Source organism: Paenirhizobium naphthalenivorans (genome assembly GCF_007992095.1).
Classification (GTDB): Bacteria; Pseudomonadota; Alphaproteobacteria; order Rhizobiales; family Rhizobiaceae; genus Allorhizobium; species Allorhizobium naphthalenivorans.
Genome location: NZ_BJZP01000006.1, coordinates 96,884 through 113,760 on the forward strand (window position 1 = coordinate 96,884; position 16,877 = coordinate 113,760).

At 62.5% G+C, this 16,877-nt stretch carries 16 protein-coding genes; 12 read left to right on the plus strand and 4 right to left on the minus strand.

The features are described from left to right. The first annotated feature begins 105 nt into the window (after positions 1–105). From RNA01_RS08220 to RNA01_RS08250, 7 genes are all read left to right on the plus strand, one after another. Positions 106–861 (plus strand): ABC transporter permease subunit, encoded by a 756-nt coding sequence (locus RNA01_RS08220; RefSeq protein ID WP_170253395.1) that lies wholly within the window; start codon positions 106–108, stop codon positions 859–861. Further along, positions 858–1,664, plus strand: a complete 807-nt coding sequence (locus RNA01_RS08225; RefSeq protein WP_170253396.1) for an ABC transporter permease — start codon at positions 858–860, stop codon at positions 1,662–1,664. Before RNA01_RS08220 ends, RNA01_RS08225 begins: the two co-directional genes overlap by 4 nt. Continuing rightward, positions 1,661–2,695 carry an ABC transporter ATP-binding protein gene (locus RNA01_RS08230; RefSeq protein ID WP_147179492.1) on the plus strand — a complete coding sequence of 345 codons (1,035 nt, stop codon included), beginning with the start codon at positions 1,661–1,663 and terminating at the stop codon, positions 2,693–2,695. Before RNA01_RS08225 ends, RNA01_RS08230 begins: the two co-directional genes overlap by 4 nt. Further along, a complete protein-coding gene (locus tag RNA01_RS08235; protein WP_170253397.1) occupies positions 2,682–4,214 on the plus strand; it encodes a sulfatase-like hydrolase/transferase in 1,533 nt (510 codons plus the stop codon). Before RNA01_RS08230 ends, RNA01_RS08235 begins: the two co-directional genes overlap by 14 nt. Before the next feature lie 572 nt (positions 4,215–4,786). After that, the gene (gene nosP / locus RNA01_RS08240; RefSeq protein ID WP_147179494.1) at positions 4,787–5,947 is read left to right on the plus strand and encodes a nitric oxide-sensing protein NosP; all 1,161 of its coding nucleotides are present in this window, start codon (positions 4,787–4,789) and stop codon (positions 5,945–5,947) included. Beyond that, positions 5,940–7,133, plus strand: a complete 1,194-nt coding sequence (locus RNA01_RS08245; protein ID WP_147179495.1) for a GGDEF domain-containing protein — start codon at positions 5,940–5,942, stop codon at positions 7,131–7,133. The genes nosP and RNA01_RS08245 overlap by 8 nt, the downstream gene beginning before the upstream one ends. Positions 7,134–7,306: 173 nt before the next feature. Next, positions 7,307–8,287: an IS5 family transposase gene (locus RNA01_RS08250; RefSeq protein ID WP_147179496.1), complete on the plus strand. Its 981-nt coding sequence runs from the start codon at positions 7,307–7,309 to the stop codon at positions 8,285–8,287. Here the strand turns inward: RNA01_RS08250 and RNA01_RS08255 are convergent. Both RNA01_RS08255 and RNA01_RS08260 read right to left on the minus strand, forming a co-directional pair. Beyond that, on the minus strand, positions 8,203–8,850 hold the full coding sequence (locus RNA01_RS08255) for a type 2 periplasmic-binding domain-containing protein (protein ID WP_210245745.1): 648 nt from the start codon (positions 8,848–8,850) through the stop codon (positions 8,203–8,205). The genes RNA01_RS08250 and RNA01_RS08255 overlap by 85 nt on opposite strands. 223 nt (positions 8,851–9,073) lie before the next feature. After that, positions 9,074–10,147: an AraC family transcriptional regulator gene (locus tag RNA01_RS08260; protein ID WP_147179497.1), complete on the minus strand. Its 1,074-nt coding sequence runs from the start codon at positions 10,145–10,147 to the stop codon at positions 9,074–9,076. A 118-nt stretch (positions 10,148–10,265) separates the two neighbouring features. On the opposite strand from RNA01_RS08260, the gene RNA01_RS08265 reads away from it, so the two are divergent. From RNA01_RS08265 to RNA01_RS08280, 4 genes are all read left to right on the plus strand, one after another. Next, a complete protein-coding gene (locus tag RNA01_RS08265) occupies positions 10,266–11,711 on the plus strand; it encodes an APC family permease (RefSeq protein ID WP_147179498.1) in 1,446 nt (481 codons plus the stop codon). A gap of 137 nt (positions 11,712–11,848) precedes the next feature. After that, positions 11,849–12,988 (plus strand): ornithine cyclodeaminase family protein, encoded by a 1,140-nt coding sequence (locus RNA01_RS08270; protein ID WP_147179499.1) that lies wholly within the window; start codon positions 11,849–11,851, stop codon positions 12,986–12,988. An 84-nt stretch (positions 12,989–13,072) separates the two neighbouring features. Continuing rightward, on the plus strand, positions 13,073–13,495 hold the full coding sequence (locus RNA01_RS08275; RefSeq protein ID WP_147179500.1) for a Rid family hydrolase: 423 nt from the start codon (positions 13,073–13,075) through the stop codon (positions 13,493–13,495). Positions 13,496–13,565: 70 nt separating this feature from the next. Continuing rightward, the gene (locus RNA01_RS08280; RefSeq protein ID WP_147179501.1) at positions 13,566–14,861 is read left to right on the plus strand and encodes an NAD(P)/FAD-dependent oxidoreductase; all 1,296 of its coding nucleotides are present in this window, start codon (positions 13,566–13,568) and stop codon (positions 14,859–14,861) included. A gap of 69 nt (positions 14,862–14,930) precedes the next feature. Here the strand turns inward: RNA01_RS08280 and RNA01_RS08285 are convergent, their stop codons facing one another. Next, positions 14,931–15,314, minus strand: coding sequence for a VOC family protein (locus RNA01_RS08285; protein WP_147179502.1), 384 nt, complete (start codon positions 15,312–15,314; stop codon positions 14,931–14,933). Positions 15,315–15,391: 77 nt separating this feature from the next. Then, positions 15,392–16,327: a LysR family transcriptional regulator gene (locus tag RNA01_RS08290; RefSeq protein ID WP_147179503.1), complete on the minus strand. Its 936-nt coding sequence runs from the start codon at positions 16,325–16,327 to the stop codon at positions 15,392–15,394. Between the two features lie 205 nt (positions 16,328–16,532). Between RNA01_RS08290 and RNA01_RS08295 the strand changes: the two genes are divergently transcribed. Further along, positions 16,533–16,877: a Dabb family protein gene (locus RNA01_RS08295; RefSeq protein ID WP_147179504.1), complete on the plus strand. Its 345-nt coding sequence runs from the start codon at positions 16,533–16,535 to the stop codon at positions 16,875–16,877.

Sequence of the window (16,877 nt, forward strand, 5' to 3'; positions counted from 1 at the left end):
TCAGCCCCCGCCGTTGCGGCCCGACGCTGGCTGACCGACTGGGGCCCCGCACTTCCGCTGATCGGGTTGGGCCTTGGCGTATTGGTGGTACCCTGCGCGGTGATCTTGCGTGCCAGTTTCGCCGAGCCTGCCGGCGGCGGTGTGACGCTGGCGAACTGGATCTCGGTTCTGGGTGGCCGTTCTGCCCGGACGGCGATCGGCAACAGCCTGGCGCTGGCGGTGGTGGTGGCCACGATCGCGCTGATCGTCGGCGGCCCGCTGGCCTGGAGCCTGGCCCGCATGGCGCGGGGCTGGCGTGCGCTGAATCTCGGGCTGCTGACGGTGGCCAATAATTTTTCGGGCATAGGCCTGGCGTTTGGCTATGTGGCGGCGCTTGGCAGCTACGGAATGATCACGCTCGGGCTGAAGGCCTTGGGGGTCGGCGCAACGCCGCCTGCGCCCACAAGCTTCTGGGGGCTGGTCATCGCCTATGAATACGGCATTGTGCCGATGTTCGTGCTGTTGACCCTGCCCGCCATGTCGTTGATCCGGGAGGAGTGGTGGGAAGCCTGCCAGTGCTGCGGCGCAGGTCGCCTGCAGTTCTGGCGCCACGTCGGGCTGCCGATGCTGGCGCCATTCCTGGGAGCGGGCTGGCTTCTGTGCTTCACCTGGGCCGTGGGGCTTTATGGGCTCCCGGTGGCGCTGCTGGGCTCAAGCCGTCCAACTTATCCGCTGATCACCATCGACATGAGCCGGACAATGATGGGCTCGCTTTTTGGCAGCCAGCGCATGCCGGTGCTGGCCGCGGTGCTGATGATCCTTGCCGTCGGCTCGCTGTGGCTCTACCGGTGGCTTCTGAAACGGGGAACCAATTGGCTGTGAAACACTGGTCCCGTACGACTTTCCTGCTGCTGGTGGCGGCCTATATCGTGTTGCCGATGGCGGCGACACTACTCTACTCGCTGGCCACCCGCTGGACGGCGCACCTGCTGCCTGACGGCTATACCCTGGCCCACTGGGCCGAGGGCTTTGCCGATGCGCGTTTCCGCGCGGTGCTTGTCCGCTCGCTGCTGCTGGCGCTGGCCGTAGCCTTGGCCGAGATCGCGCTGATCGTGCCCGCGCTTTACTGGCAAAGGGTCCATAACCCGGCGATCCGTGGCGTGCTGGAGCTTTTGGCGGCGATCCCCTTCGCCATCCCGGTTCTGGTGATCGCCTTCGGGCTGCTTCGGGCCACGGGCGACTATCTGCCCGGGCTGCAGGGGACGGTGGGGCTACTGTTTGCCGCCCATGTCGGCATCGCCTTTCCGTTCGTCTACTGGACGCTGGACAGTGCCATGGCCGCCGCCCGTGTCGAACACCTGTCCGAGGCCGCGCGCACCTGCGGCGCCTCGGCTTCGGCGACGCTGTGGCGGGTGATCCTGCCCAATATCGGCCCCGGTATTGCGGCGGGGCTGCTGATGGCCTTCGGTACCTCGTTCAACGAGATCGCCCTGGCCCAGATGCTGACCGGCAGTCGTTTTGAGACGGTCCAGCTCTATCTTCTGAATATGTTGAAAAGCGCTGACGCTGATTACAATCTGCTGGCGGTGATGACGATCATCAACTTCGCCGTCACGCTGGCGCTGTCGGTTGGCGTCGTATGGCTGAACGGCAATCGCATTGCCACCGGAAAGGACAAGGCATGAGTACCCCGATCCGCATTCGCGGCATCACCAAGGCCTTCAACGGCAAGCCCGCGCTGCGGGGCATCGACCTCGATATCGCAGCGGGCGAGATGATCGCGCTGTTGGGCAGTTCCGGCTGCGGCAAGACCACCCTGCTGCGCACCATCGCGGGGCTCACCACGCCGGATGCCGGACAGGTCCTGTTCGGCGATACTGACGTAACCCCCTTGCCGGTGCAGCAACGCCACATCGGCATGGTGTTTCAGGGCTACGCGCTGTTTCCCAACATGACAGTGCGGCAAAACATCGGCTTTCCGCTGAAGATCGCGGGCGAGACACCCGCCCACATCACCGCTTGCGTCGACGAGCTGCTGCACCTGACCGGCCTGACCGAGCGCGCCGACCACCACCCAAACCAGTTGTCGGGCGGTCAGCAGCAACGCACCGCGCTGGCGCGGGCGTTGGCCCCCAACCCGCGCGTGCTGTTGCTGGACGAACCCCTTTCCGCGCTCGACGCACTGGTGCGTGACCGGCTGCGCGACCAGATTCGCCGAATCCAGCAGCGGGTCGGTATCACCGCCATCCTTGTCACCCACGACCAGGCCGAGGCGCTGGCTGTCGCCGATCGGGTGGTGGTGATGCAGGGCGGCGAGATCGAGCAGATTGCCCGTCCGGAAGAGCTGTACGACCGCCCCGCCTCGGAGTTCGCCGCACGTTTCATCGGCGCGCGCAACCGCATCACCCTGACCCCGCGCGAGGGGCGGCTGCGACTTGATCCGTTCCTGTCCCTGCCGGTCGAGACCGGGGGGCCGGTGAACCTTTACATTCGTTCCGAGGATCTGGTGCTCTGCCCGCCGGGTGAGGGGCTGCCCGCCCGGATCGAGGCGCGCCTGTTTCAGGGCCAGACCACGCGGCTTTACGTCCAGGCCGAGGGGCCGGAGGGCGCGCTGGAGCTGCGCCTCGACGCGCCCAGCAGGGATTTGCGCGGCCTGCGGCCGGGTGAAACCGTCCATGTGAATTTTCGCCCCGAGGATGTCCATGTCTTTGCCTGATACTGCGCCGACCCATTCGCCCGCCCGCCCGAATGTTCTGTTCATCACCGTCGATCAGTGGCGGGGCGACCTGATGCCCGGGGAGGGGGGGTGGTTTTCCACCCCCAACCTTGACGCGCTGACGGCTGAGGGCGCGCGCTTTGCCGCCCACTACTGTCAGGCCTATCCCTGCGGGCCGGCACGGGCGGGGTTGGTGACCGGGCTTTACCCGCACAAGCACCGATCCATCCAGAACGGCACACCGCTGGACGCGCGCCACCGCACCATCTTTCAGGCGGCGCGCGCTGCGGGGTATCGGCCGGCGCTGTTCGGCTATACCGACACCACCCCCGATCCGCGATCCCTGTCCGAAGGCGATCCGGCGCGGGGCGAATACGAAGGCATCGCCCCGGGGCTGGACGCGGGCTGTCTGCTGACCGAAATGGCCCGCCCCTGGATCGCGCATCTGCTGGCGCGGGGATACGACATCGCCAATCCCGCGGCCGGCCGGCAGGGGGTGTTCGCCCAGGCCGCCTTTGGAGAGCCTGCGATCTTTGCCGCCGAGGATTCCGAAACCGCCTTTTTGACCGATCGGGTGTTGGGTCATCTGGCCACGCAGGGGGCTGAGCCCTTCTTCCTGCATCTGTCCTATATCGCGCCGCATCCACCCTTTGCCGCCGCGCGCGACTGGCTGGAGCAGGTAGACCCCGAGGCCCTGCCGCCGCTCATGTCGCGCCGGACCAACGAGACCGCCCATCCGCTGCTGGCGGCCTATCGCGACTGGCTCGACCTGTCCTCCTTCGCGCCGGGCCTGTCGGGGCCGGTAGCCGATGCGCCAGATTCGGTCGTGCGTACGATCCGCCAGGCCTATGCGGCGATGGGAGCCGAGGTGGATCATCACATCGGCCGCATCCTCGACCGGCTCAAGGCGACCGGCCAGTGGGAGAACACCATCGTCATCCTTTCGGGCGATCACGGCGAGCAGATGTTCGAGCACGGCCTGCTGGGTAAGCTTGGATGGTATGACGGCTCGGCGCGGATCCCGCTGGTGATCCGCACTCCCGGCGGTGTGGCCGGGCAGCGGGTGACGCACTTCACCCAGTCGATCGACATCTTTCCGACGCTGGTCGACCTGCTGGAGCTGGAAAGGGATGCAAACCTCGACGGGCAAAGCCTGTTGCCCTTCCTGCGCGGAGCCGATCCCGTGGAGTGGCGCGACGCGGCATTCTGGAGCCACGATTTCCGCAACCTGCGCGACCAGACGGCCGAGCGTCGCTTCGGCCTGCCGTCGCGGCTGTGCAACCTGCACGTCGTGCGCACCGAACGGTTCAAATACGTCCACTTCCCCGCCCTGCCGCCGGTGCTGTATGACCTGACGCACGATCCGGCTGAGGAAATCGACCTTGCCGACGATCCTGCCGCCCGGTCCTTGCGTGCCGAGGGAGTGGAGCGCTTGCTGAACCTGAGGTTGAGGCATGAGGATGAGACGCTGTCCTGTCTTCAGGCGATTGACGGAACACTGTATGGCAGCCGCAGCTGAAAGATCGCCGCCGCGGTGACCGCCCTGCCGTCTTTCAAACGGCGACCCGCGTCGTGCCGGTTTCTTTGATTATGATGAGATGGATCGGCGATGCAGACTTACCGGCTTCGGGCCAAGGATAGGGCCCGAAGCCGGCGATCAGGCCACCTGAAGATGGGTGATCTCGCTCCGCATCCGCATGCCGCATGGTCGGCGCTTAGCTTGTCGGAGGGCCGTGACGCGGGGCGAGAGCCTTGTCCTTTCAGAAGCTTTCAGATCAAGCTGCCTTGCGGCCTTGGTATTGCGGCGCCTTTGCGCCAGAGCGTGAAGGGCGAAGCCATACTGACTGACGGCTCGCAAACCCGCTTTCGACATGCTCAAGCGTGCAAGACCAGCAATATCCGTTCCTCGAAAGCGAAAGCGCTCCGCATGGTCCGATGAATGCGCCAGGTCAACCTTCGGCCGAAGGCGATCGCCCTGGACACAACCCAGCCTTGATCTGGGTCAATACCGATGGTAGCGTGCTCGTGTCGAACAGCTAGTCGAGCAGGCTGGCCGCGCCAGCCGGCTAAAACGCTCGGAAGGGGCCGAATATGGAACCGCAACCTCACATACGGAGCGGTCAATCCTGCGCCCCAGACGCACGTGAGGCAGTCCGCGCCTTTCACGCCGCTGTGCAGCAGCCGAATGTGGCCTTCGTGCTTTTCTTCTGCTCCAGCGAATACGATTTGTCCGAGATGGCTGAAGAAATGCGGCGGCTGTTCGCGGGGGTCCAGGTCGTCGGCTGCACGACGGCTGGTGAAATCGGGCCGGCGGGATATAGGGACAACAGTCTCTCGGGCGCGAGCTTTCCGGCCGGAGATTTTCGCGTCGCCACCGGACTTGTCGAGCGCCTGCAGGACTTCGACTCCATACAGGGCAGGGCTTTCGTGACGGATGTCCTTGGTAGACTGGAGGGCGCCGCTCCGCAGGCGAATGCGGCCAACAGTTTCGCACTGCTGCTGATCGATGGCCTCTCCGTACGCGAAGAGCCCGTGACACATGTTCTGCAGAGTGCGCTAGGCAGCTTGCCACTGGTCGGGGGATCGGCTGGCGATGGCCTGAAGTTCGGCCGGACGCAGGTCTATTTTGATGGCGCTTTTCACTCCGACAGTGCCGTTCTTGCTGTAGTCACCACACCTCTACCCTTCAGGTTGTTCAAGACGCAGCATTTTGCCGCGACAAACGAGAGAATGGTCGTGACCGCGGCGGACCCCGCGCGGCGCATCGTCATGGAGATCAATGGTCGGCCGGCGGCCGAGGAATACGCTCGTATCCTGCGCCTTGATGCCAATGGCCTCGACCCCATGCGCTTCGCGGTTTCACCGGTCGTGGTGATGATCGATGGAACCAGCTACGTCAGATCGATCCAGAAGGCCAATCCCGATGGCAGTCTGTCTTTCTTTTGCGCCATCGACAACGGGCTGGTTCTACGGGTGGCCAAGGGGGTCGATCTCGTCAGGAATCTGAATGAGCAATTGGCTGAGATCCGGGCGGAAATCGGCGCCCCTGAGATCACCGTCGGTTTCGACTGCATCCTTCGGAAACTGGAGATTTTCTCCGGCCCCTCGAAGGACTGTATTTCCGAGCTTTTTAAGGAGAACCGGGTGGTCGGCTTCAACACCTATGGTGAACAATTCAACGGTGTGCATGTCAATCAGACGCTGGTAGGCGTTGCCATTGGTGCTGCCGCGGAGGGAAACAGCCATGCCTGAGCCCGAGGCGGTCGCTCCAAGCGCGAACGAGTTGGCGCTTGAGAAAGAAGTCGCGCGTCTGAACAAAATTATTTTGGCGCTGATGGACAGGGCCGAGCGGAGCGCCAGCGCCCAATACTCTGAATATGGACAGTTCCAGACGACAGTCCTGCTGGAGGACCAGATACGCCTGCGCACCGCAGAATTGACGGCGGCTCTCGCTGAAATCGAGAAGGCCAATCGTGCGCTCAGCTTTTCCGAGGCCAGATTTCGCGGGGTGGTGAGCCAGTCCATCGTCGGCATCGCCATCGTCGAGGATGGAAAGTTCAGCTACACCAACGCCAAGTTCAACCAGATATTCGGATACACAGCCGACGAGATACGACAGATCGCACCGGCCGACACGGTTTCGGTGGAGGACAGAGCCGCGGTCGCGGAAAGTATCCGTCACAGATTGACCGGCGAGCTCAATGAGGCCGACTACGGATTCCGCGGCTTGCGCAAGGACGGCGCCATTATAGATTTGGAGATGCACGGCAGTGTGCTGGAGGTGGATGGCAAGCGTTTGCTGATCAGCGTGCTTCTCGATGTCACGGATCGCGTTCGCGCCGCACGCGAACTGGAGGCTCTGCAGGAGGCGCTGCGCGAGCAATCGATCCACGACAGCCTGACGGGTCTCTACAACCGCTATCATCTCGAGGATTTTCTGGATCGGGAACTCACCGCGGCCGGGCGCGCCGGCGGTTCCGTCAGCGTGGTCATGATGGATGTTGATCACTTCAAGGCGGTGAACGACCACTACGGACACCTTGCCGGAGACGAGGTTCTACGGGCATTTGGCGATGTGATGAAACAGCATGTACGTGGCAGCGACATGTGTTGCCGCTTCGGCGGCGAGGAATTCCTGCTGGTTCTGCCGGGAAGCAGTCAGGACGTCGCGGCGCAACGGGCCGAAGGACTGCGTCGCGCGTTGGCCGCAACCCGTGTCGTCTACAATGGAGAACCGATCTCCGTGACCGCGTCATTTGGTGTCGCGACCTTCCCGCGGGATGGGGCCACCCTTGACCAGCTGGTCGCCGCCGCCGATGGCGCCTTGTACACGGCCAAGGCCACTGGGCGCGATCGCGTCTGCATCGGCAAGACCACGCGTTCGGGCGATGACTTGGAACCGGGTCGGGGGCATCAGACCAAGGCGGCAACGCCCTAATCGGCCGCTGAACACCAAGTTACATGTTGCGCGGTCTTGGTGTACGGACCAAATTTCAACGTTTTGCATCTATGCGGTGTTGGTACGGGAGATCATCAGTCAGATGGGCTTTGTTGCAGCGATCTCGAGTTTGCTGATATCAGGCGATCGTTTTTGGTCGCAGGAAATTTTGGATGCCGCATAAGCTCAATGAAGACCGTCGGCATAAGATACCCAAACAGAAATTCAAGGTCACGAACTGGGCTGCGTATAATGAAAGCCTTCGCCAACGTGGTGATTTAACCGTCTGGATAAGCGATGAGGCACTTTCTCAATGGTCAGCGTCGCGCCGGACGTCTCGGGGCGGCCAGCCGAAATATTCGGACCTGGCCATTACGATGTGCCTGACCCTGCGTGTTGTTTACGATCAGCCTTTGCGTCAAACCCAGGGCATGATGTGCAGTATCGCGAAACTGATGGGCGTTGAAACTGCCGTACCGGATTTCTCCACTTTGTCGCGCCGGGGCAAGGGGCTGGTATTGCCATCAAGGAGGCGGGGAACCATGCTGTCGGGGCCGGTCCATCTTGTGGTCGATAGCACGGGCCTGAAGGTGTTCGGTGAGGGCGAATGGCTGGAAAACAAGCACAAAATCAAAGTGAAGCGCAAGAGATGGCGCAAGCTTCACATTGGTCTTGATCTTGTTAGCGGAGAAATCATCTGCTCCGATCTGACCATGGACGATGTCGGAGATCCCACGGCCCTGCCAGGTCTCCTCGGCCAGATTGAGGTTCCCGTGGAGCGCTTTATCGCTGATGGCGCCTATGATGGTTCACCGAGCCGCAATCTGCTGGAAACACGCCTTGACGAGATCGTGGAGATCATTATTCCACCGCCCAAGACGGCAGTTCAAAGCCAGCAAGCAGCGCACAATCCAACGGTTCGCGATCGCCACATTGCCGAAATCGAGACCAGGGGCCGAATGACTTGGCAGAAATCCACCGGCTATAATCGACGTAGCCGGATCGAGACCCAGATGGGCCGATGGAAAACCGTCATCGGGCCTAAACTCAAGGCACGGAACTTCGACAATCAGACGACAGAAACAAAGATCGGCGTTCGTGTTCTCAACCAGATGTCTGAACTCGGCCGTCCGGAATTCAGGCGCGCGGCCTGAAGAATCCAACGGGTAGGGTTATCTCGTCTGCGGTCTGATCGCTGCAACACGGCCCCCTTGAAGTCATCGACGCTTTCGATCTTGAAATTATACCAACCGCCAGCCTCGCTATCCATCAGGCCGCAGGGAATGGTGACGACGCCCTGCTTGGCGTAGATCTCGCTCCAGATTTCACGGCCGCCGCCGTCATACATCCAGCTCGTATAGGTGATGGCGTCGGGGCCGAAGGGAACGCCGCCGAAAAGCTGTACGGCGGGAAAACGGCCGGCGACATAGAGGGGCGAGGTATAGCCGGCATCAAGCGTTCCCTGCTGGACCGCGTCGAAGATCTGCAGCGGCGGCACGAGTTTGCCGGCGGAATAGACCTTGACCTTGAAGGCGCCGCCGGAGGCCGCGTTGAGCTGTTCGCCGAGGAATTCGGCATTGGTGCCGCTGGCGGGCATGGAGAGCGGCCACGCGCTCTGGATCTCGAGCTTGACGGTGTCGGCCTCTGCCGGCGCGGAAGCGGCAAGGCAGCCGAGCAGGGCGCCCGCCAGGGCGATGGTTCTGTTCACCGATGTCATATGATGTCCCCTTTTTTGGATCGAATGCAGTCGCGCCGACCCGCGATACGGCTTCGACGACGGGTGATGCGGTGAAGGCCACGGAGGGGCTTGCGGGCCTAGCGCAGCTTCGCCGGACAAAACGAGAGGGGCAGGTTTGCATTTGAGGACGCGGGCAGACAGTATCGGGTCCGCAAAACAGTTTTCCAGCGACGGCAAGGATGGAGGTCGCCTGGATGCGTGGTCAGGCGTTCTCGTCGCCCGGGGTGTCTGCCCGCGGGATAACGCCCTTTGCCGCCTTGCGAGGCGCAAGGCCGGTCCATTCCTTGAAAGCGCGGGAAAAGACCGCGCTGTCCGCATAGCCAAGCGCCTGGGCGATGTTCGACATCCGCGCGCCGGGCCGCTCCAGCAGGTTGACGGCAACTTCCTCGCGATGGGCGCGCATCAGGTCCCGGATCGACAGGCCTTCCTCCTCCAGCCGCCTTTGCAGCGTGCGCACCGAGATGCCGAGTTCCTCGGCCAGGAAATGCGTGGTGACGGGGCGTCTTCCCATGTAGAGCTGGATGAGAAAGCGAACCTTGTCGGAAAACACCTCCTTGGCCTTCACCTCGTGGATCAGGTCCTCGAGGTGGTGCTCCAGGATCATGGTCAACTGCGTGTCTTCGCTGCGATAGACGCGGTCGGCATCCTCGACCGCATAGACGAGGCGGTTGCTCGGCTGGGAAAAATAAAGCGGTGCCCGGAACAGTCGGCGCAGTGGCTCAATGTTTTCCGGCCGGTCGTGCTCGAAATGGACTTCGAGCGGATTGAGGTTCGTCTTGAAACAGGTGCGCGCGAGCTGGCAGGTGGCGGCGACCGAGTATTCGGCGTCCTGCCTGCGCGGCCAGATCGAACGATCAGAGATACGATAGCTCCAGACGAGAACATCGTCTTCCTGCGTCAGACTGGAACTCGTCGCGCTCTGCAGGGAGTTCACATATTTGGAAATGCGTTCAAAGGCGACGCGGACGGTCGGCGCCACGGAGAACAGAATGCCCATCGGGCCGATATCGGCCGGCTTGAAATGCGCACCGAGCCGGGCGCCAAAGGCCAGATCACCGGTTGCCTCGGCCGCGTCCTCGAGAAAGGCGACGAACCGATGGAGCGGAATGACCGAATAAGGGTCGCTCAGTTCGCTCGTCAATATCCTGTGGCGGGCCAGCAGCGGCGGCAGGAGGATGCCAGAGTTCTGCAGATGCTCGACGAATGGCGTGATCGCCGCCACCCGGATGTAGGTGACGGATCGTGGACCGCCGACACTGTCATTCGGTGTGTTCATGGCACCAAACCCTGCTTTCGTGGCGCAAATTATCAAATTGCAGTCACAAATTGCAATATGCTCCGAGCAAAGGCTCCCTATTCTTTTAACAATAAATAAGAAACCAGTAGGGGTTCACATGACTATGATTACCAGCGAGCCGACGCCTGATGGGCGTCTGGCCAGAAATTCCGTGGGCATCGCTCATATCGTCTTTTTCGTTGTCGCAGCGGCAGCGCCGCTGACGGCCGTCGTCGGCGCCACGCCGCCGGCCTTCGCGTTCGGCAATGGTGCCGGCGTTCCCGGCGCCTTCGTTCTCGCCGGGCTTCTCTATCTCATCTTCTCGGTCGGGTTCACCACAATGAGCCGCCACATTGGCGGGGCCGGGGCCTTCTATACCTATATCACCCAAGGCATCGGCAAACCGGTCGGGGTTGGCGGCGCGTTCATGGCGCTGCTCACCTACAGTTCCGTGCAGATCGCGGTCTACGGGCTGCTCGGCTTGTTCACCGAAGGGGCGGTCGCTGGCCTTGGTCTCGACCTGCCGTGGTGGGTCTGGTCGCTCGCCTTCCTGATGGTCGTGCATTTCTCCGGCCAGCGCAACATCGCCTTTTCCGGCGCCATCCTCGGCGTTTGCATGCTGGCGGAAATCGCCATCCTGCTGCTTCTCGATGTCGGCATCGTGCTGGCGGGCGGCGGACCGGAAGGCCTGAGCTTCACTTCGTTCGCGCCAGCGACAGTGTTCACACCCGCCCTCGGTGTCACCCTCGTCTTCGTCGTCGGTTCCTTCATCGGCTTCGAGGCGACAGCGATTTTCGGCGAGGAAACGGAGCATCCGGAGAAGACCATTCCGCGTGCGACCTATGTCTCCGTCCTGCTGATCGCGGTCTTCTACGCCTTCTCGACCTGGGCGATCACCCAGCATTACGGTCCATCCAAGGTGCAGGAAGTCGCGGCCGGCGCGCTGGATACCTTCTATTTCGACGCGGCGGCGAATGTGCTCGGTGGCTGGTCGGCCACCACGATGAACGTGCTGCTGATCACCAGCCTGTTCGCCTGCGTGCTGTCCTTCCACAACACGCTCAACCGCTATTTCTTCGCGCTCGGCCGCGAAGGTCTGGCCTTCAAGGCGCTTGGCAAGGTGCATGTCGTCCACGGTTCTCCCTACGTGGCGGGCATGCTGCAGTCGGCGACGGCCGCGATTATCATCGCCGCCTTCGCCTTCGCCGGGCAGGATCCCTTTGCCGTGGTCTTCTCCTACATGTCGGCCCTGACGGTTATCGGCATTCTCTCGGTCCAGGCCCTGGTTTGCGTCGCGATCATCTTGTTCTTCCGCAAGGACAAGCGCGGGCATGGCGCTTGGCAGACAGTGATCGCACCGGCGCTTGCGCTTCTCGGCCTGATCGGAGCGCTGTTGCTGGTGGTCTCGAACCTTGAGCTTCTGGCTGGTGCATCCAACATCGTGGTCGATTCATTCCCCGTCCTCGTGGCGCTGACCGGCATCGGTGGGATCGTTTTCGCCCTCAGGATCAAGAAATCAGACCCTGCCCGCTATGAGGCGCTCGGCAAGGTCTTCGAGGAATAACGAAGCCAACGGATTGGACCTGCCCGGGGCAAAACAAGAGCGCCGGGCGGGTCAGCATCCCAAATTCCATAGTGTTTTTCCGTGGCGAACTGCACTCGCCGCGTACCCTTTGTCGCAACCTATCGAGAGCCCATGCAATGACTGAGAATACACGGATCGACTTCATCTACCTGTCGGAGCAGGACATGATCCGCGCCGGCGTGACCGACATGCCCGCCTGCGTCGACACCATGGAGGAAATGTTCGCGCTGCTTTACCATGGCGATTATCGCATGGCCGGCGCCAACAACGATTCCCACGGCGCCATGATCATGTTTCCGGAAAACTCGCCGTTCCCGACCATGCCGAAGCCGACGGCCGACCGCCGCTTCATGGCGATGCCGGCTTATCTCGGCGGCCGTTTTGGCACGACCGGGGTCAAGTGGTACGGCTCCAATATCGCCAATCGCGAAAAGGGCCTGCCGCGCTCGATCCTCATGTTCACGCTGAACGACACGGATACGGGCGCGCCGCTCGCGCATATGTCGGCCAATCTGCTCTCCGCCTATCGCACCGGCGCGGTGCCGGGCGTGGGCGCCCGCCATCTGGCGCGCAAGGATTCGAAGGTTGTCGGCATTCTCGGGCCGGGGGTCATGGCCAAGACCTCGCTGTCGGCCTTCATGGCGGCCTGCCCGTTGATCGACACGGTGAAGGTCAAGGGCCGTGGCCAGAAGAGCCTCGATTCCTTCCTGTCCTGGATCGGCGAGACCTTCCCACAGATCACCACCGTGCAGGTGGTCGACAGCATCGAGGCCGTGGTGCGCGACAGCGACATCGTCACCTTCTGCAATTCGGGTGAGGTTGGCGATCCCTCCACCTATCCGATGGTCCGGCGCGAATGGGTGCGGCCCGGCACCTTCCTTTCGATGCCGGCGCTCTGCAACATCGACGAGGGAATGGAGCGGGCCGAAATCCGCAAGGTCGTCGATAATACCGGCCTCTACGAGGCATGGTTCCACGAACTGCCGAAGCCCGCGCATGTCCATGTCCCGATCATCGGGGTCAAGTTCATGGACATGATCGCCGAAGGCCGGATGGCGAAGGACGAGCTAGAGGACATCGGCAAGATCGTCGCCGGCGATGCGCCCGGCCGCCGCAACGACGACGAGATCATCCTGATGTCGGTCGGCGGAATGCCGGTCGAGGATGTTGCCTGGGGCACGGTCGTCTATCGCAACGCTATCGAGCGCGGCATCGGCGTCAAGCTCAACCTCTGGGACGTTCCGGTCCTGCGTTGACCCGGCAAGCGCGGAGATGGGGTCCGGCGCTCAGTCCCCCCCGTGCGGCCTGCAAGAATATCGAATGACAAGACGGAAGATGACATGACCAATATCCTCAAAATCAAGACCGGCTCCAAGTTCGAGGAGCATGGCAGCTATTCGCGGCTGGTGGCCGTCGACAACTGGATCTTCGTATCCAATACGGCCGGTCGCAATCCGCAGACCAAGGAGATCCCGGAAGACGTCACGGAACAGACGCTGCAAGTCTTCGCCAATATCGAGGGCGCGCTCGCCGCCGCCGGCGCGGGGTTGGCGGATGTCGTTTCCTCCCGCGTCTTCATCCAGAACCCCGAGGATACCCAGAGGGTCATGACGGTGGTCGGCGAGAAGTTCCGCGGTATCGACCCCGCCAGCACGGTGACCTGCCCGCCGCTCGGATCGACCGTCTACAAGGTCGAGATCGAGGTGACCGCCTATCGCGGAGCTGGGGCGGCCAAAACCGAGAAGCGTCTCATTTCGCTCTGACGCAGTCGAGCACGATGGCTGGCGTCATCGCGCTCGGGACGGAAACATCAACAAACTCCAGGTGACAGCCATGGCACCCGCATTGCCTCCCGTGAATTCATCGTCCACCTTTCCCGCCTCGACCACCGTCGTCGTCATCGGCGCCGGCATTGTCGGGTTGACCGCCGCGCTGACGCTGGCGGAGCGCGGCGTTCCCGTCGTGGTGCTCGAAAAGGGCCGTGCGGGGGCGGAGCAGTCCTCCCGCAATCTCGGCTGGGTGCGCAAGATGGGCCGCTCGGCGCCGGACGTGCCCATGTCGCTCGCGGCCGACAGGCTGTGGGCGCAGATGCCTGAGCGTGTCGGGACAGATGTAGGCTACCGGCAGGCGGGCATCATGTATCTCGCCCGCACCGAGGCGGAAATGGAAATGCACAGGCAATGGTTGACAGCCGTCAACCAGCTTTCGCTCGATTCCCGGCTCCTGAGCGCGAGTGAGATCAATGGTATTGTGCCGGGAGGAGAGGGGCGTTGGGCGGGCGGCATCCATACCGCCTCCGACGGGCGGGCAGAGCCGACGCTCGCACCGAGCGCGATCGCCAATGCCGCGATCCGCAGGGGAGCCGTGATCGTCGAAAACTGCGCGGTGCGCACGCTCACCTTCGCTGGCGGGCGGGTCGATGGCGTCGTGACAGAACGCGGCGAGATCCGCTGCGAGCATGTACTGCTGGCGGGTGGCCTGTGGTCGCGGAAATTCCTCGGTAATCTCGGTGTTTCCCTGCCGACGCTGCCGCTGATCTCCTCCGTCATTCGCACCGCGCCGATGGAAGGGCCGACCGAGATCGCGGTTGGCGGCCCCGATTTTTCCTTCCGCAAGCGCCGCGACGGCGGCTTCACGATCACCCAGCGCGGCGCGCTCGGCGCGCCCCTGTTGCTCGATCATCTCCTGATCGGGCTGCGCTATCTGCATATGCTGCGCGGGCAGCGTCAGTTGCTGCGCATCAATCTCGGCAAGGACTTCCTCAACGATATCCGCTTGCCACGTCGCTGGGGGCCGAAAGGACCCTCACCGTTCGAGCGCATCCGCGTCATGGACCCGAAGGCCGACGCGGCGATCAATGCCGAGGCGATGGCAAACCTGACGGCGGCCTGGCCCGTCTTTAAAAACGCGATCATCGAGGAGGTCTGGGCCGGCATGATGGACATCACGCCGGATTCCCTGCCGGTCATGGGAGCGGCGCCGCGCCTGCCGGGACTGACGCTGGCGACCGGCTTTTCCGGCCATGGTTTCGGAACCGGGCCGGCGGCTGGGCAGCTTGCGGCGGATCTTGTGATGAATGTCACTCCGATCGTCGATCCCACGCCCTACCGGCTGGAACGCTTCTCCTGACCCAAACCACGAGGCCGCCATCCTTGGCGGCCACCTGGCCGGATCGGACTTCGCGATCCGGCGTGCCGATCATATGCGTGGGTCGAGGTCCCTCACGATCCGCACGGCATCCTTCTTCTCGGGCAGGAACTCGAGCAGGAGACCGTCCGGCAGCTCGAGCCAGTGGGCGCCCTTGGCCGTGGTTTTCGCGCCGTTGGCGATGGCCGCCTCGATGGCAGCCGGAACATCGGCGCAGACGATGCCGAGGTGCGAACAGCGACCTTCGGGGCCGACAAAGGACGAATCCTCGATCAATTGTATTCCGCCCAGCAGCCAGACCTGCCGTGGCGCGGCTGGATCTCCGTCCAACTGGGTAATCGTCATGTCGAGCACGTCGCGGAAAAAGGCGATATGCGGTGCGATATCGCGGACGTGGATGGCAACGTGTTCGAGATAGGCTTGTGTTGCTGACAAGGGATCAATCCTGTGGGTAGGGAAGGCCCGCTCATGGCCAGGCCTTCTGTCAGGTGGCGGGGTGCAGGGCGAAGCCCTTACTGAACGGTCCGGTCGGGTTGGCCGGTCCAGTTTCGTTCAAGATCGTTTTCGCGGAAATGCATGACCAGCGCGTCGATAAACAGGCGGGTTCTTGCGGGCAGGTGCGTTCGTGAGGGAAAGACGACATTCATCGTCAGTCTGGGAAGCGTCCAATTCTCAAGCACCGGGACGAGCCGTCCGGCGGCAAGGTCATTGTGGACGACATAGGCGGGCTGGACCAGGATTCCCATGCCATCCAAAGCCGCCCGGCGGAGCAACTGCCCATCGTTGGACGCGATTTCGGGTTTCATCGGCAGGCGTTTGCGCACGTCGTTGCGGGTGAATGTCAGATGGTCCCAGTCGTCGGAGAGCGTATAGAGCAGGAGGGCGTGGCGCTCCAAATCCTCCGGCTCCGCCGGGGTGCCGTTCTTCTCGATGTAATCGGGTGAGGCCACAAGAAGACGAGGGACTTCAGCCAGCTTTCGGATCGTGACGCTGCTGTCGACTTCGGAGAGACGGGTCCTGATGGCGACGTCCAGACCGTTCTCGATGATGTCGCAATAGCGGTTGGAAGCCTGCAGATCGATGCCCACCATGGGATAGCGTGCCTTGAATTCCCGTATGACCGGCATCAAGTGCAACAAAGCGAACGAAAGGGAGGAACCTATCCGCAAGGTCCCCCTCGGCTCGGCGGCGACGAGGCTGACGCTCGCTTCCGCCTCGTTCAGGTTAAAGAGAATGTCGCGCGCGCTACGTGCGAAGCGCTCACCCTCCGAGGTCAGCGAAAGCTGACGTGTGGATCTCTGCACAAGCCGCACGCCGAGCCTGTTTTCCAGGCCGGCAAGGCATCTGCTGACACCGGATACGGAGAGCCCCAGCTCTTCCGCGGCGCGGGTCAGATTTGCTTCTTCGGCAATGCGTGTGAAGATCTCGAGTTCGACAAAGCGATCCAAGGCCGTCCACCAGTTTTTATGTTCCCATTTTTATAACGGTAATATTCATGTAATTTTACCTTTGATCAAGTCGTTATTGCGCGACCGGTCGTCTTTTTTGCCCCTGGCGCAAGAATGTTTTTCAAATTACGTGATTTATCACGCAACCAGACAATGACAGGTTTGTGGGAGCAGAAACCGAAGCCGACCACATCGGAGACTTCCCATGCCGCACGACGTCGTCCGTTCAAGTCCCGTCCATCACATCGTCATGTGGAAGGTTGCGGGAGATGCGCAGTCCAGCAAACAGGACGCGATCGCCAAGGTGCGTGCGGAATTCGAGGCCCTTCGCGGCCTGATTCCCGGCATGACGCGGCTGGAGATCGGCGTCGATCACAGCCGTGTCTCCTATTCCTGCGACATGGTTCTCGTGACCGAGTTTGAAAGCGAAGGCGCGCTGCAGGCCTACGCGACCCATCCGGCGCATCTTGCGGCACGCGACCGGCTGGAGGGCCTGCGTATTGCCCGACATCAGGTGGACTATGTCGCCACAACCGAAGGAGCTCGCTGA